Annotated in this window: 12 protein-coding genes and 1 riboswitch; of the genes, 10 read left to right on the forward strand and 2 right to left on the reverse strand. The window is 50.2% G+C overall.

Annotation, left to right across the window (positions count from 1 at the left end):
* Positions 1–110 precede the first annotated feature (110 nt).
* Entirely contained in the window at positions 111–1,325 is a 1,215-nt protein-coding gene (alaC, locus tag BN1044_RS10415) for an alanine transaminase (protein ID WP_040047251.1), read from the reverse strand.
* Positions 1,326–1,764: 439 nt separating this feature from the next.
* Between alaC and BN1044_RS10420 the strand changes: the two genes are divergently transcribed.
* Positions 1,765–2,079, forward strand: a complete 315-nt coding sequence (locus tag BN1044_RS10420; protein WP_072308606.1) for an ElaB/YgaM/YqjD family protein — start codon at positions 1,765–1,767, stop codon at positions 2,077–2,079.
* Positions 2,080–2,162: 83 nt separating this feature from the next.
* Here the strand turns inward: BN1044_RS10420 and queD are convergent, their stop codons facing one another.
* Positions 2,163–2,522 carry a 6-carboxytetrahydropterin synthase QueD gene (gene queD, locus BN1044_RS10425; protein WP_008814216.1) on the reverse strand — a complete coding sequence of 120 codons (360 nt, stop codon included), beginning with the start codon at positions 2,520–2,522 and terminating at the stop codon, positions 2,163–2,165.
* A gap of 488 nt (positions 2,523–3,010) precedes the next feature.
* Between queD and cysJ the strand changes: the two genes are divergently transcribed.
* From cysJ to BN1044_RS10470, 9 genes are all read left to right on the forward strand, one after another.
* Positions 3,011–4,813, forward strand: a complete 1,803-nt coding sequence (cysJ, locus tag BN1044_RS10430; protein ID WP_072308607.1) for an NADPH-dependent assimilatory sulfite reductase flavoprotein subunit — start codon at positions 3,011–3,013, stop codon at positions 4,811–4,813.
* Between the two features lie 14 nt (positions 4,814–4,827).
* Positions 4,828–6,561 (forward strand): assimilatory sulfite reductase (NADPH) hemoprotein subunit, encoded by a 1,734-nt coding sequence (cysI, locus tag BN1044_RS10435; protein WP_072308608.1) that lies wholly within the window; start codon positions 4,828–4,830, stop codon positions 6,559–6,561.
* Between the two features lie 322 nt (positions 6,562–6,883).
* Positions 6,884–7,615 carry a phosphoadenosine phosphosulfate reductase gene (cysH, locus tag BN1044_RS10440; protein WP_072308609.1) on the forward strand — a complete coding sequence of 244 codons (732 nt, stop codon included), beginning with the start codon at positions 6,884–6,886 and terminating at the stop codon, positions 7,613–7,615.
* Positions 7,616–7,759: 144 nt separating this feature from the next.
* On the forward strand, positions 7,760–9,511 hold the full coding sequence (dld, locus tag BN1044_RS10445; protein WP_432612979.1) for a D-lactate dehydrogenase: 1,752 nt from the start codon (positions 7,760–7,762) through the stop codon (positions 9,509–9,511).
* A 56-nt stretch (positions 9,512–9,567) separates the two neighbouring features.
* Positions 9,568–9,669: riboswitch (TPP riboswitch) on the forward strand.
* Between the two features lie 33 nt (positions 9,670–9,702).
* Positions 9,703–10,542 carry a hydroxyethylthiazole kinase gene (gene thiM / locus BN1044_RS10450; RefSeq protein ID WP_072308611.1) on the forward strand — a complete coding sequence of 280 codons (840 nt, stop codon included), beginning with the start codon at positions 9,703–9,705 and terminating at the stop codon, positions 10,540–10,542.
* A complete protein-coding gene (gene thiD / locus BN1044_RS10455) occupies positions 10,539–11,339 on the forward strand; it encodes a bifunctional hydroxymethylpyrimidine kinase/phosphomethylpyrimidine kinase (RefSeq protein ID WP_072308612.1) in 801 nt (266 codons plus the stop codon). The genes thiM and thiD overlap by 4 nt, the downstream gene beginning before the upstream one ends.
* Positions 11,340–11,497: 158 nt before the next feature.
* On the forward strand, positions 11,498–12,145 hold the full coding sequence (locus BN1044_RS10460; protein ID WP_072308613.1) for a helix-turn-helix domain-containing protein: 648 nt from the start codon (positions 11,498–11,500) through the stop codon (positions 12,143–12,145).
* 377 nt (positions 12,146–12,522) lie between these two features.
* Positions 12,523–14,778 carry an inverse autotransporter beta domain-containing protein gene (locus BN1044_RS10465; protein WP_072308614.1) on the forward strand — a complete coding sequence of 752 codons (2,256 nt, stop codon included), beginning with the start codon at positions 12,523–12,525 and terminating at the stop codon, positions 14,776–14,778.
* Positions 14,779–14,833: 55 nt separating this feature from the next.
* Positions 14,834–15,721 carry a SinI family autotransporter-associated protein gene (locus BN1044_RS10470; RefSeq protein WP_072308615.1) on the forward strand — a complete coding sequence of 296 codons (888 nt, stop codon included), beginning with the start codon at positions 14,834–14,836 and terminating at the stop codon, positions 15,719–15,721.
* The last annotated feature ends 29 nt before the right edge of the window (positions 15,722–15,750 follow it).

Below are 15,750 nucleotides of genomic sequence, written 5' to 3' on the forward strand. Positions count from 1 at the left end.
TGTTCGCAGGGGGAGGAGCCGATCGAGATTCTTACCAACATCACCGCACAGTTCCCTCCCTGCAAAGGGGAGGGTTAGTGTGGGGTCATTACCCCAATATCACGGGAGGGTTATGACTTACCCGCAATCAGCCCATCTTTTCGAAACATGCTTTTAATCCCGCGTACCGCCTGACGAATACGATCTTGGTTTTCGATCAGCGCGAAACGAACGTGGGTATCGCCGTAGTCACCAAAACCAATCCCCGGAGAAACGGAGACTTTGGCATCGGCCAACAGCTTTTTGGCAAATTCTAGCGATCCAAGGTGCGCATAGGCATCGGGGATTTTTGCCCAAACATACATCGATGCTTTAGGGTTTTCTACCATCCAACCGGCCTCATGCAGGCCTTTGACCAGCACGTTGCGACGTTGACGGTATTGCTCGGCAATATCTCGCACGCATTGCTGATCGCCTTCGAGAGCGGCAATCGCCGCCACCTGCAACGGAGTAAAAGTACCGTAGTCGTGGTAGCTCTTGATGCGCGCCAGTGCGTTAACCAGCTCAGGATTGCCGACCATAAAACCGATGCGCCAGCCAGCCATGTTGTAGCTTTTTGACAGGGTGAAAAACTCGACGGCAACGTCTTTGGCGCCGGGGATTTGCATAATCGAGGGTGCTTTCCAGCCGTCATACACAATGTCGGCATAGGCCAAATCGTGTACCACTAAAATATCGTGTTCTTTGGCCAGCTTGATGACGCGCTCAAAGAAATCTAATTCAACGCACTGGGCGGTAGGGTTTGAAGGAAAGCCCAGAATCATCATTTTAGGCTTGGGAATACTTTCGCGAATGGCGCGTTCTAGTTCGTTGAAAAAGTCGATGCCTGAAACCAGCGGCACCGACCGCACCTGCGCACCCGCAATGACCGCGCCGTAAATATGAATGGGGTAGCTAGGATTCGGTACTAAAACGGTATCGCCATGATCGAGCGTGGCCAGCATCAAATGCGCCAGCCCCTCTTTTGATCCGATGGTAACAATGGCTTCACTATCGGGATCGATATCGACCTGATAGCGATCTTGATACCAGTGCGAGATCGCGCGGCGTAAACGTGGAATACCGCGTGACGTGGAGTAGCCGTGGGTATCTTCACGCTGTGCAACCGTACACATTTTTTCAACGATGTGCGGCGGCGTTGGGCCGTCTGGGTTCCCCATGCTGAGATCGATAATGTCTTCGCCGCGCCGGCGCGCAGCCATTTTCAGCTCAGCGGTAATGTTAAATACATAAGGGGGAAGACGATCAATACGAGTAAAACGACGCGGAGTGCGTGAGTCTGTCATAGATACCTCAAGATGACGTTAGCGCCCGGACCGTCCGAGCGACGCTGCCTGTTTACAGGCTATTAACGAAAATAGGCGAAGCCGAAGATTCTGTCGAGCGGATTTTTTAAACAGCGCTTTCCAGAACACTCCGAGCCCTTATCGCTGAGTTTCAACTATGCTTATACCCGTCATACTTGAAGCTGCATCTGTGTTGGCTGCTCTCGCTCACCTGATAAATCTGCCTGGAGCAGATTTAAACGCAGTTTACTGCGGCCCTAGTGGTGAGGCCCATGGATGGGCCGAGTAATCACTTACTGGAGTAAGCTCATCGGGACTCGCTCCTTTGCCGCCTTGATGCAACTCCAATTATTTTGGGTATGTTAGCTGACATTAAATTTGCTAATCATTTTTCGCCAATCCTTTGAACATGATTTTGATACAACAAAGAGGGAACACTATGTTTAGAAAAACCGATAAAGTTGAACGAACCATCGAAGAAGAGGTTTCATTGTTGGCGGATGCGCTGGAAGGGGTGCTGCAGGAGGGGGCAGATAAAACTCAGGATGAAATCGCTTCGCTGCGTCGTAGCGCACAAGATACGCTGCGTGAGGTGAAAGCGCGCATCAGCGGTGATACCCCGTGTCCAGTGACGGAACGAGTAAAAAATGCCTGCTGCGATGTGAATGGCTATGTGCGCAATAAACCGTGGCACAGCGTGGGAATTGGGGCAACGGCGGGGTTGATTCTGGGGCTCTTGCTTTCAAAACGCTAATCAATCACAAGCGCTATTTGCGTGAGCAATATGTGTGAGAGATTTATGTGACCGGTGCCATACCGGTCACACCATGCTCACTATCAGCCGCGATAGGTGCAGCCTGCGGTGCAGGTTTCTTTCACTAATACGGCGCTTAGCAATGGCAGCTCAGGTTTCAGCTGTTGCCAAATCCACTGGGCTAACACTTCGCTGGTTGGGTTCTCAAGACCAGGAATATCATTCAGATAATAGTGGTCGAGGCGATCCAGAATGGGTTTGAACGCCGCTTTCAGCTCGGCAAAATCCATCACCCAGCCGGTATAAGCGTCCACTTCGCCGGTAATTTCAATGCGTACTAAAAACGAATGACCGTGCAGACGACCACACTTATGTCCTTCTGGAACGTGTGGCAGATGGTGCGCAGCCTCAAACTGAAAATCTTTAAACAGGGTGGTTGTCATGATGACGCCTCGTAACCTAAAAAACCTGCGCATACTACCGGAAAGCGCCCGTTGGCGGTAGTTTTACCGCGATTGTTTGAGTATAAGCAGAAAATTTATTCTTCAATGTCCAAAAGGCGGCCCGTTTTATTTCTGCGCCGTTATTTTTTTGTCAGGTTATCAACTCTTCGAACTTATCTATTAAGACTCCTTTCGGTGTGAAGAATAAAACCAATAGCAAAGTTGATGGAAATAGTTATGTAATAACTAACTGTTATTCATTGATTTTATAGGTTTTAATCTAAAGCACTCTAGCTTCTATCACCTACCTGAATTAGTGGTTAGTTCAAATGGTTATTTGTTATTTCCATCACTTATTTAATTGTTATTATCCAGCTAGGTAACCTTACAAAAAGCGCTACATCAATTCGCCACACCCACGGTTCTTAAAGCTAAGTCTGAGGCTGCTTGAAGTACCAAAGGGATCACTGTGCAAGGAACACTTAGCAATGACGACTCAGGCTCCTCCTACTTCCATGCTTCCACTCACGCCGGAGCAATTGGCAAAGCTCCAGTCGGCGATTGGTGAGTTTTCACCACACCAGCTGGCGTGGCTCTCCGGTTATTTCTGGGGAATGGTTAACCAACAGCCGGGCACGGTAGCCGTGACGCCAGCACCGGCTGCAGCGGCTTCAATTACCGTGATTTCTGCCTCGCAAACGGGCAATGCACGACGGGTGGCAGAGCAGCTGCGCGACGATCTGACCGCAGCCGGTCTGGGTGTGACGCTGGTTAACGCGGGTGACTATAAATTCAAACAGATCGCGCAGGAAAAGCTGCTGCTGGTTGTTGCTTCAACCCAAGGGGAAGGCGAGCCGCCGGAAGAAGCCGTGGCGTTGCACAAATATTTGTTCTCCAAAAAAGCCCCTCAGATGGCCGGAACGGCGTTTGCGGTGTTTGGCCTCGGCGATACGTCTTATGAAAACTTTTGCCAGACCGGAAAAGATTTTGATGCCCGTTTAGCAGAACTGGGCGGTGAGCGGTTATTCGACCGCGCCGACGCCGATGTTGATTTCAAATCCGCGGCAGAGGCATGGCGTAAGCAGATCGTAGACGTTTTGCAACAGCGCGTGCCACAGGCAACGGCGGCGCAGGTTCAGGTTAGCGTGGCGGGAAGCGTGGCGCAGATAGTCAGCAGCCCATACAGCAAAGAATCCCCGCTCACGGCCTCTTTGGCGGTGAAGCAAAAAATTACCGGACGCAACTCTGATAAAGACGTGCGTCATATCGAAATCGATCTCGGCGAATCAGGTCTGAGCTACCAGCCGGGCGACGCGCTGGGCGTGTGGTATCACAACGATCCTGACTTGGTTGAGGAAATTATTGGCCTGATTTGGCGCACCGGCGATGAGACGGTCACCATCGACGATCAAACGATGACGCTGCGAGAGGCGCTGGCAGAGCGCTTGGAGCTAACGCAAAACACCACCGTTATCGTGGAAAAATACGCGGCACTTTCGCGCGATGAGCGTTTGATTGAGCTATTAGCCGATAAGCATCAGCTGCAACAATACGCACAAACCACGCCGTTGCCGGATATGATCCGCCAAGCACCAGCAGATTTAGACGCTGAGCAGTTAGTGGCGCTGTTACGCCCGTTAACGCCGCGTCTTTATTCCATCGCATCCTCCCAAGAAGAAGTGGGCAGCGAAGTGCATATTACCGTTGGCGTGGTGCGTTATGAGGTTGATGGCCGCGCCCGCACCGGCGGTGCTTCGGGCTACTTAGCCGATCGTCTGGAAGAAGATGGCGAGCTGCGCGTGTTCATTGAGCATAACGACAATTTCCGTCTGCCTGCGAATCCGCAAACGCCAGTCATTATGATTGGCCCTGGCACCGGCATTGCACCGTTCCGTGCATTTATTCAACAACGTGCGGCCGAAGGGGCAGAAGGCCTTAACTGGCTTTTCTTTGGCAACCCTCACTTTACCGAAGATTTTCTCTATCAGGTGGAATGGCAGCGCTTCGTTAAAGACGGCGTTCTATCCCGTATCGATTTGGCTTGGTCACGCGATCAAAAACACAAAGTCTATGTACAGGACAAGCTGCGTGAGCAAGGGGCCGAGGTTTGGCGCTGGATCGAACAGGGCGCACATATTTACGTCTGCGGAGACGCCAACCGCATGGCGAAAGACGTTGAACAGGCGTTACTGGAGCTATTGGCTGAACACGGTGGAATGGATGCCGAGCAGGCCGATGAATTTTTAAGTGAGCTGCGCGTTGAGCGCCGCTATCAGCGGGACGTTTACTAATAATGAGCAAATCGATGCAAGATAATTACGCCTTTAGCAGCAAACACCCGGGGCCATTAGTGGTTGATGCACCGTTGGCCGACGCTGAGCGCCTGAAGCGCGAGAGCAATTTTCTGCGCGGCACCATTGCCGAAGATTTAAACGATGGTTTGACCGGTGGCTTTAACGGCGACAACTTTCTGCTGATCCGTTTTCACGGTATGTACCAGCAGGACGACCGCGATATTCGCGCAGAGCGCGCCGAGCAAAAGTTAGAGCCGCGTCATGCCATGATGCTGCGCTGCCGTTTACCGGGCGGCGTGATGACGCCACAGCAATGGCTGGGTATCGACAAGTTTGCCGATGAAAGCACGCTGTACGGCAGCATTCGTATTACCAACCGCCAAACGTTCCAGTTTCACGGTATCTTGAAGCAAAACGTCAAGACGGTGCATCAGTTGCTTAATCGTTTGGGTTTGGATGCGTTGGCGACCGCCAATGACGTTAACCGTAACGTGCTGTGCACGTCGAATCCCGTGGAGTCGGAGCTGCATCAAGAGGCCTATGAATGGGCGAAAAAACTGTCTGAGCACCTGCTGCCGCGCACTCGCGCCTATGCAGAAGTGTGGCTGGATCAGGAAAAAGTCGAAACCACCGATGAAGAGCCGATTCTCGGTGCCACCTATTTACCGCGTAAATTTAAAACTACGGTAGTGATCCCGCCACAGAACGATGTGGATCTGCATGCCAACGATCTCAACTTTGTGGCGATTGCTGAAAACGGCAAGCTGATCGGCTTCAACGTGTTGGTCGGCGGTGGACTGTCTATTGCTCATGGTGATAAAGCGACCTATGCCCGCACGGCCAGCGAGCTTGGCTTTATTCCCGTAGAACACACCTTGGCCGTGGCTGAAGGCGTGGTGACGACGCAGCGCGACTGGGGAAACCGCACCAATCGTAAGAATGCAAAAACCAAGTACACCTTGGAGCGCGTCGGCGTAGAAAACTTTAAAGCCGAAGTGGAAAAGCGTGCGGGAGTGACGTTCGAACCGGTACGTCCTTATGAGTTTACCGGACGCGGCGATCGCATTGGCTGGGTGAAGGGCATTGATAATAAATGGCATTTGACGCTGTTTATTGAAAATGGACGCATTCTGGATTATCCAAATCGACCGTTGAAAACCGGCATGGCGGAGATCGCCAAGATTCATCAGGGCGATTTCCGTCTGACGGCGAATCAGAACCTGATCGTGGCGGGCGTGGCTGAAAAAGACAAAGCCCGTATCGAACAGATTGCGCGTGAACATGGCCTGATCGACGACGGCGTCAGCGAGCAGCGCAAAAACTCCATGGCCTGCGTATCTTACCCAACCTGTCCGCTGGCGATGGCGGAAGCCGAGCGCTTCCTGCCACAGTTCGTTACTCAGGTTGAAGAAATCATGCAAAGCCACGGCGTTGGCGATGAACATATTGTTCTACGTGTCACTGGCTGTCCGAACGGCTGTGGGCGTGCGCTGTTGGCGGAAATTGGTCTGGTCGGAAAAGCGATGGGCCGTTACAACCTGCATTTAGGCGGGAATCGTGCCGGAACGCGGATCCCGAGAATGTATCGTGAAAATATCACCGATGCTGAAATCCTTGGCGTGATTGACGAACTAGTCGCCCGCTGGGCGAAAGAACGTGAAGCCAATGAAGGCTTTGGTGATTTCACCATTCGCGCAGGGATTGTGCGCCCGGTGCTTGATCCGGCAAGAGATTTTTATGACTAGATGATTGAGCTCTGTCTTTAGCGGCACGTTGTTATTCAGCCGAAGGAAAATCGGAGGGTTAGCACGAGCCACAGGGATGTGGCGAGAGTCGTAGGGCGCAGGGAGCGCCTCTGCGACGGTGCGTTAAAACCCGGAGTATTTGACTGAGGGAACCCGCAACGCGGGCTGAATAACGGTGCCGAGCCGGGATGCAAGGGGGCGGCAATGAGCCCCCTTGCACGGACGCCAATCGCGTTGTTGCAGGGTTTATTGGTGGTTTTTGGCGGACGGAATGTATCTCAATTCGATATGTTGCAACGCCTTTGTGCGGAGGACTTTACTTATGTCCAAATTAGATCTTCATGCGTTAGCGGTATTACCCAAAGTCGAACAGGTCATGGCATTAGCTGAAATTAATACTCAGCTAGAAAAACTGAGCGCGCAGGAAAGGGTGCGTTGGGCGCTAGAGCATTTACCCGCCGAGTTTGCCCTTTCTTCGAGTTTTGGCATTCAGGCCGCGGTATCGCTGCACTTGGTCACCCGTGAGCTGCCGGATATTCCGGTGATCTTAACGGATACCGGTTATTTGTTCCCTGAAACCTACCAGTTTATCGATACCCTGCATGAAAAGCTGAATTTGAATCTGAAGGTTTACCGCGCAGAACAGTCGGCTGCGTGGCAGGAGGCCCGCTATGGCAAACTGTGGGAGCAGGGCGTTGAGGGCATTGAGCGCTACAACGATATTAACAAAGTTGAACCGATGAACCGTGCACTGCGTGAGCTTGGCGCGCAAACGTGGTTTGCAGGCCTGCGCCGTGAACAATCAGGCAGCCGTGCACATTTGCCGGTGCTCGCGATTCAGCGTGGCGTGTTTAAAATACTGCCGATAATCGATTGGGATAACCAACAGATTTATCAATATTTACAGCAGCATGGGCTTAGCTACCACCCGCTGTGGGAGCAAGGCTATCTCTCCGTTGGCGATACCCACACGACGCGCAAATGGGAGCCGGGCATGGCGGAAGAAGAAACGCGATTCTTTGGGCTAAAACGCGAATGTGGATTACATGAGTAGCCTTTGTTGAGATAAAAAGCCTGACCTTAGCGTCAGGTTTTTTTTGCTCAGGAAATTATTTATTTAACTATTCAGTATAATTTTTTTCACATTAAAGCAAAAAGCGGTATCCTCGAAAGGATTCATCATACGAATAAAAGGACTATGGCTATGCAGGAACAACCTCTTGGTGCGAGTCAGGCTTCCGGCTCGCGTGCGTTAATTCAACAACTCACGGATATCGTGGGTAAATCTCATATTCTTACCGACGCGCGTAAAACGGAACGCTATCGCAAAGGCTTTCGTTCAGGACAAGGTGATGCGTTGGCGGTGGTCTTCCCGGGCAGTTTGCTCGAACAGTGGAAGGTATTTAAGGCCAGCGTTGAGGCCGATAAAATTGTGCTAATGCAGGCTGCCAACACCGGACTGACCGAAGGCTCTACGCCGAGCGGTAACGACTACGATCGTGAAATCATTATTATTAGCACTCAGCGCTTGGATAAAATTCAGCTGCTGGACGAAGGCAAGCAGGTCGTGGCTTTGCCGGGCAGCACGTTGTGGCATCTAGAACGGATCCTAAAACCACTAGGGCGTGAGCCGCATTCGGTGATTGGCTCTTCCTGTATTGGCGCATCGGTTGTGGGCGGGGTGTGTAATAACTCTGGTGGATCTCTGGTACATCGCGGCCCTGCGTACACCGAAATGGCGCTGTATGGCCGCGTTAACGAGCTTGGGCAGGTTGAGCTGGTGAACCATTTGGGCATTGCGTTAGGCAATACGCCAGAAGAGATCCTGACGCGTTTAGAAAACCAGAAGTATGGCCCGCAAGACGTTGAGCATAGCGAACGCCAAGCGTCCGATCACGATTATGCCGAGCGAATTCGCGACGTTGAAGCCGATACGCCGTCGCGATTTAACGCCGATGAGCGCCGTTTGTTCGAAGCCTCCGGCTGTGCGGGTAAGCTTGCGGTATTTGCCGTGCGCTTAGATACTTTCCCAGCGCAATCCTCATCGCAGGTCTTCTATATTGGCACCAACCAGCCGCAGGTGTTGACCGAGCTGCGTCGGCATATGCTGGCGAATTTCAAAAATCTACCGGTGGCAGGTGAGTACATGCATCGCGATATTTTTGATATCGCTGAAGTGTATGGCAAAGATACCTTCGTGATGATCGACAAACTTGGCACCGATAAAATGCCGATGTTCTTTACCTTGAAAGGGCGTATGGATGCCATCTTTGGCAAAGTGCCTTTCCTGCCGAGTCATTTGGTCGATCGCACCATGCAAACGCTGAGTCACCTGCTGCCATCGCATTTGCCCAAACGTTTGAAAGAGTATCGCAACCGCTTTGAGCATCATCTGATGCTGAAAATGTCGGGCGAAGGTATTGAGGAAGCGCGCGCGTGGCTAGAATCTTATTTTGCACAGGCAGAAGGAGAGTTTTTTGTCTGCACGGCAGAAGAAGGCGCCAAAGCATTCTTACACCGATTTGCCGCCGCAGGTGCTGCAATCCGCTATAACGCGGTACATAGCAAAGAGGTTGAAGACATCCTTGCGCTCGATATTGCGCTGCGCCGAAACGATCATGATTGGTTTGAGCGTTTGCCGCCGGAATTTGACGATGCGCTGGTACACCGCCTCTATTATGGGCATTTCATGTGCTACGTTTTCCACCAGGATTACATTGTTAGAAAAGGCGTCGATGTGCATGCGCTGAAGGAGAAAATGCTGGCGCTGCTGGATACGCGCGGCGCGGAATATCCTGCGGAGCATAACGTTGGCCATCTGTACAAGGCTAAGCCACAGCTGAAAGCCTTCTATCAACAAAATGACCCGACTAACACGCTTAATCCGGGCATCGGTAAAACCTCCAAGTTGAAAAACTGGGGCTGCGACTGCGCAGAACATCAGAAGTAACATGAGCTGGAGCGCCCGTTGACCTTGACGTGGCGCACCGTGTTCACAATAATGAATGCCTTGACTCGGGGTGCCCACATGAAAATGAAAGGGCTGAGAACTTACCCGTATTACCTGATCTGGATTATGCCAGCGTAGGGAAGTCTCGGTGCATGAGCGCATCGTCTTCTTGACCGCCGGTTGGGAGGAATATGTCCATCGCGTCGAATCCGCACCTTACCGAATTTCCCCACATTGAATTACCCGGTGAAAGCGCCGCCGCTGCTTTTGCGCAGTTTCGCCATCACGCCCCACTTGTCCATTGTCTCACCAACGAAGTGGTACAAACGTTTACCGCGAACGTGCTGTTGGCGCTGGGTGCATCGCCTGCCATGGTGGTTGAGCCGCAAGAGGCTGCGCAATTCTCTTCATTGGCTGACGCGCTGTTAATCAACATTGGTACTCTGCATGCGCAAAGAGCGCAGTCGATGCTAGCCGCCATTGAGTCTGCCAATCATCATCAAAAACCGTGGGTGCTTGATCCGGTTGCCGTTGGTGGATTGGCTTATCGCACCGAATTTGCACGTCAGCTTTTAGCGCGGAAACCCAGCGTTATCCGTGGCAATGCCTCAGAGATCTTGGCATTGGGCGGGATGGAAGCGGGCGGTCGCGGCGTTGATAGCACCGATGATTCTGCGGTGGCATTACCGGCCGCTCAGGCTCTGGCGTTGCAAACCGGAGCCGTGGTTGCCGTGACAGGTGCAACGGACTATGTCACCGACGGTAGGCGTGTGTACGGCGTCACCGGCGGTGATGCGCTGATGACCCGCGTGGTAGGAACCGGCTGTGCATTGTCCGCCGTGGTGGCGGCGTTTAGCGTTCGGCAGACCGATCTTTTGCTGGCTGTGGCCACCGCCTGTCAAACGATGTCGCTGGCCGGTGAACGCGCGGTCGCCGTATCTCATGGCCCCGGTAGTTTTGTTCCCGCTTTTATCGACGCGTTATATCACTTAACCCCGCAGGATTTTATTCGCTCTGGAGAGCGCTCATGAAACGTATTAATGCATTAACGATTGCAGGAACCGATCCGAGCGGCGGCGCAGGCATTCAGGCCGATCTCAAAACCTTCTCAGCTTTGGGCGCCTACGGCACCAGCGTGATTACGGCGCTGGTGGCGCAGAACACGTGCGGTGTGCAGTCTGTGTATGAGATTGAACCGAAGTTTGTGGGGGCGCAGTTGGCGTCGGTACTCACCGATGTACGCATCGACAGTGCGAAAATTGGCATGCTGGCCAATGCCGATATCGTTGCTCAGGTCGCGCAGGCGTTAGACCTGTATCCTATCCCCTTTGTGGTGTTGGATACGGTGATGGTGGCGAAAAGCGGTGATCCGCTGTTAGCCCCTGAAGCGGTGCAGGCCGTGCGCGATTTATTACTCCCCAAAGTCGCGCTGATTACCCCAAACTTGCCCGAAGCAGCAGCGCTTTTAGCCTGCCCAATGGCGACCAATGAAGATGAGATGCGTCGCCAAGGCTATGCCCTGTTAGACATGGGCTGCCAAGCAGTATTGATGAAAGGCGGGCACCTGAGCGATAGCGAAAGCCCGGACTGGCTATTTAGTCGCCAAGGCGAACAGCGATTTACCGCTCCACGGGTGAATACCCGCCATACCCACGGCACGGGCTGCACGCTATCCGCGGCGCTTGCAGCGTTGCGTCCGCGATATCAGAGCTGGAGTGAAACGGTGTTTGCCGCGAAAAATTATCTGCAAAAAGCCTTAGAGGCCGCTGATTCCTTAGAAGTTGGCCACGGCATTGGGCCGGTACACCATTTCCATCAGTGGTGGTAGGTAAACGTGGGATTGCCATCGTCGAAAGAAAAGGTGGCATGTTATGCGTAAGGGAGAAAAGCCAACTATTGCCAATAGGGGGCGCCAATAGGGGACTTTTCTGCGCCCTGAATGATTTAGGATATACTGACTAAACTAACAATAAACTTGGCATTTTTATGGGTCATCTCAATAATCGTAGCGTCATAGAAAAGCCTCTGGAAAGCACTCATCGTTTGATGACTGCTTTTATCAGTATCTCCAAACCTTATCTACGCGATGGCAAGAACATCGAGGCTCGTTTAAAAGATAAACACGCGGAGTATGAGGTTTATTTGGTGACAAAAGGGCGGGTCGATATATGGCGTGAGTCAGATAATCGCCTTGTGGAAACGGCTTTTGCGCCATCAATTCTTGGGCTGCAAGGCTCTGCTTATCGATCTCAATATTATCACTTAAAGTTTCCGGCAGACGTTGAAGTCAGTACGTTGCCGTTGCAAGCCGCCATGACGATCATTGAGCAGCAGTCGCTGTGGCGCGATGTTTTTTACTATCAGGGCTACCTCAACGATCGTCAGTTACACCATGAATCTATGCTGATAAACAGCTCTACCTATGAAACTGTTTGTCTCTTTCTCCAAGACTTATCGCATTATTCAGATAGTGAACGCGCCAAGTTAAGCGTTGCGGATTATATTTTACAGCGTTCAAATCTCGCACGTAGTGGTGTAATGAAAGTGCTGGCGGATCTGCGTTTCGGTGGTTATATCGATATTCAGCATGGCAAGCTGATCAAAATCCTTAATAGCTTCCCTCGTAACTACTAAGCGGTTCCTGCTTGATGAAATGCTATTTTTTTATTATTAAGCCCTACTGTTATAATTAAATTTATTTCTTATATATAGAATAAGAACAGGTCCATATTCAATTCGTGGAGGTGTTATTATATAGATATTCATAATTAAGTCATGCTACATATAAAAAATTAATATTATTTATCTTTTTGAATTGGCTTGTTTTTATCGTTTTTAATGGCGTTTTACAGGGTTGTTTTTCTTGGTCAAGTTAATGTTTTATCCATTTTTGGACGTTTTAATGTTTAGACGACTCGCTCATAATTTGGGTCATTCGCGGTTCGGTAAGGGATTTTTAAATTTCTCATTATATAAAAACAACTCCCTGTTAATAATAGCTCTCGGTGCATATGAAAAAGATAATTTTATATTTATTGATAGCGCCATCGCTAAGTATTCTATTTGCAGGTGTTAGTTATTCATCTAATAATAATACGCTACCCGATCTAGGCATTAGTAGCGATACAGTATCGAACCAAAATAATGCTTCTTCAACGAAAGTTTCAAATGAAAAAGATAGCCCTCTTGAGAGGAAAACTTCTGAAGTTTTAGTCAATGAAGCTCAGAGTCATTTTCAGAATCTAACACCGGAAGGCATGAAGTCAGAAGCATTACAGTATGGAAAAAATCTAGCTACGGCGACAGCGCAGTCAAAAATTGAGTCGCTGCTTTCACCCTATGGTCATGTTGCAACAAATTTAAGTATTAACGATCGGGGAAGCCTTGAGGGTTCTTCGCTTGATTATTTAATTCCATGGTATGAAGGGGAAAGCGATCTCTGGTTTAGTCAATTTTCAGTTCATAACAAAGATGGACGTACTGTTGCAAATATGGGGACAGGCATTCGCCATAATTTAAATGAAGACTGGATGCTAGGTTCTAATCTTTTTTATGACCGCGATATAACCCGTGGCCATCATCGAGCAGGATTAGGCGGAGAAGCCTGGACTAATTTTTTAAAACTGAGCAGCAATTATTATATGCCGCTCTCCTCATGGAAAGATTCCCCTGATTTTGATGATTATCAGGAACGTCCTGCACGCGGCTGGGATATTCGATTACAGGCCTATCTCCCCGCTTATCCACAGTTGGGTTCGTCCGTGGTATACGAGCAATACTATGGCGATCAGGTGGCGTTATTCGGCAAGGATAGCTTGCAGGAAGACCCCTCGGCTGTAACGGTCGGTATCGACTATACGCCGGTTCCGCTGATTACCGTGCAGGCAGGATACAAAAAAGGGGATTCGGCTCAAAGAGAGGTGACGGCGAATATAAATCTGGATTACCGCATTGGCGTCTCGTTATCAAAACAGCTTGATGGCGATGAAGTTGCGAAGATGCGCAGTCTTGCAGGTAGCCGCATGGATTTTGTCGATCGTAACAATGACATCGTGCTGGAGTACCGTGAGAAAAACGATCTGGACGTGGGGCTTTATCTCAAACCAACGGGCACTGCGGCGGCCTGTATTCTTTCAGACGATCCCGACAGCGCCGAGGCTTATGAAGGCTGCCATTGGACAGCGAATGCCACAGTCACTTCGCACCTGAAAATTAAAAGTGCTAAATGGGTGCCAGTGAGCAATTTCAACCCAGAAAGTACGCTCGGGTTGCCGGCGCTAACGGCTGAAAGCATCAGCAACGGGCAAAATAACCACTGGACGCTGACCTTTCCTGCATGGGTAGATTCAACCGATCCTAGCGCGAATAAATACCGCCTTGCCGTTACTTTAGTCGATGATAAAGGACATACAAAACAGTCGAACACCGTCAATATCATCGTGGCGGAAGCCCCGATTGATTACCAATTAGTTATTGATGACAGCGGCGAGCAGAAAAAAGCGATTAAGCTTTTAGCGAATGGCAATAATTTCGCAAACTTGCACGCCAGTGGTGCAAAAGTGACTGGGCTAGCCGGTGAAACAACGCCGTTGGATGCCAAGAATCTGAACCTGACCTTCCATGCCTATAAAATGGAAGATAAGTCTCACTCTCAAGAAATTGCTATTCACGCCTCGAAAAGTGACTGCAAATCAGGGGGGGAATGTCTGTTCTTTAAAGAGCCTCCATCGGGTTCTCAAGCGATATTAGGCAGTACGATGAATGGGGTGTTTTCCGTTATTGCATCCAAACATGATGACGGCACCCAGAAAACAAATGCCGTGCTGGTCGATTTTAGCTCTGCAAGCACAATGATTTATAGCGCCATTGTTGATAGTGAAAATCCAACCGTTAATTTAACGGCGACAAAGGGAAACCTGCTTCAATTAGGTCATAAATATCAATTTAAAATTGCCTATGACAGCAATAATAACGGGCAATGGGATGCAACAGATCGGGAAACTGTTTCCGATAGCGATCCGACCCCCCTAATTTCACTGGTTGATTATAAATGGATGTTTGATGGTATTTCCCCAAATGGAACGAAAGGCGGTTATGCGGTAAGCGCTACTGAGAATAATACTATTTTAATTCCAAAAACGAATGCAGAGGCGAGTCAAGTATTAGCCAATGCGGGTGCGGATGGCGTGCAGGGATATGAATTGAAAGTTGACTATCAACTTACACCATCGGGACAACAAATCATGAATAAGCTGCGTGCGAAATAATAAGCTCAGACTATTCAGATAATAATTAATATTAACTTAATGAGTCATTCTTGATATGAAAAAACTTAATAAAACACTGCTTGCAACCTTTGTTTTCGCCAGCTGTAGCCCGTTTGCGATGGCCGTTATGACGGACTCTGCGGGCACGCTGAACGGTACTGTTCCCGTGCTGAAAGCGAGCGCTGCAGGTGCTAATCACAGCGTTGCTTTTGGTAACGATCACCACAGCGGTTCCGTTGATGCCATGTCACCAGGCGATAAAATCACGCTGAGCTATGTGCTAGAAGACTTGGAAGGGGATACCGACAGCAGTACGGCCTCTATTAAATGGTTCACCACGACCGACGGCGTTGGGGCTAACAAAGTGATGCTGAGCGGTAACGATGGCAAAGCTGATTACACCATCCAGAACGCAGACGCCGGGCTTTATCTGGGGGCAGAAATCGTTGAGCAAACGTCAACGGGGGTGCCAACCACCGGTCAAACGATTGTTATCAACGATATCAGTAAATACGATAACAGCGACAATATCCCTGATGGCCCAATCGTGGGCGGCACAATCGGTACCGCGATTGTTGATAGCGCAGAACCAACGGTTAACCTGATCGGCAAAGCAGATAGCAAACTGTTGGTCGGCCATACTTATCAGTTCAAAGTTTGGTATGACGTCAACAACAACGGTAAGCAAGACGCTGGCGAACTCGACGCATCGGCTAACTATAGCTACAAATGGTTCTTCGATGGCACCAGTGCAACCACCGGTACCGCAGGCGGTTATGCTGTAAACGGCACGGATAACAAAGATCTGGTCATCCCAGCCACGAATGCTAATGCGAAAAATGTGTTCGCAACGGCAGGCGCTGATGGTGTTCAGGGCTACAGCCTGAAAGTCGATTACACCGCGAAAGTTAAATCTGTGCTGAAATCGAGCAAGCGTAAGTAATCTGCATAAATAATAAGAGTTGGGTGCTT

Origin of the sequence: Hafnia alvei (genome assembly GCF_900095695.1) — a bacterium.
Classification (GTDB): Bacteria; Pseudomonadota; Gammaproteobacteria; order Enterobacterales; family Enterobacteriaceae; genus Hafnia; species Hafnia alvei_B.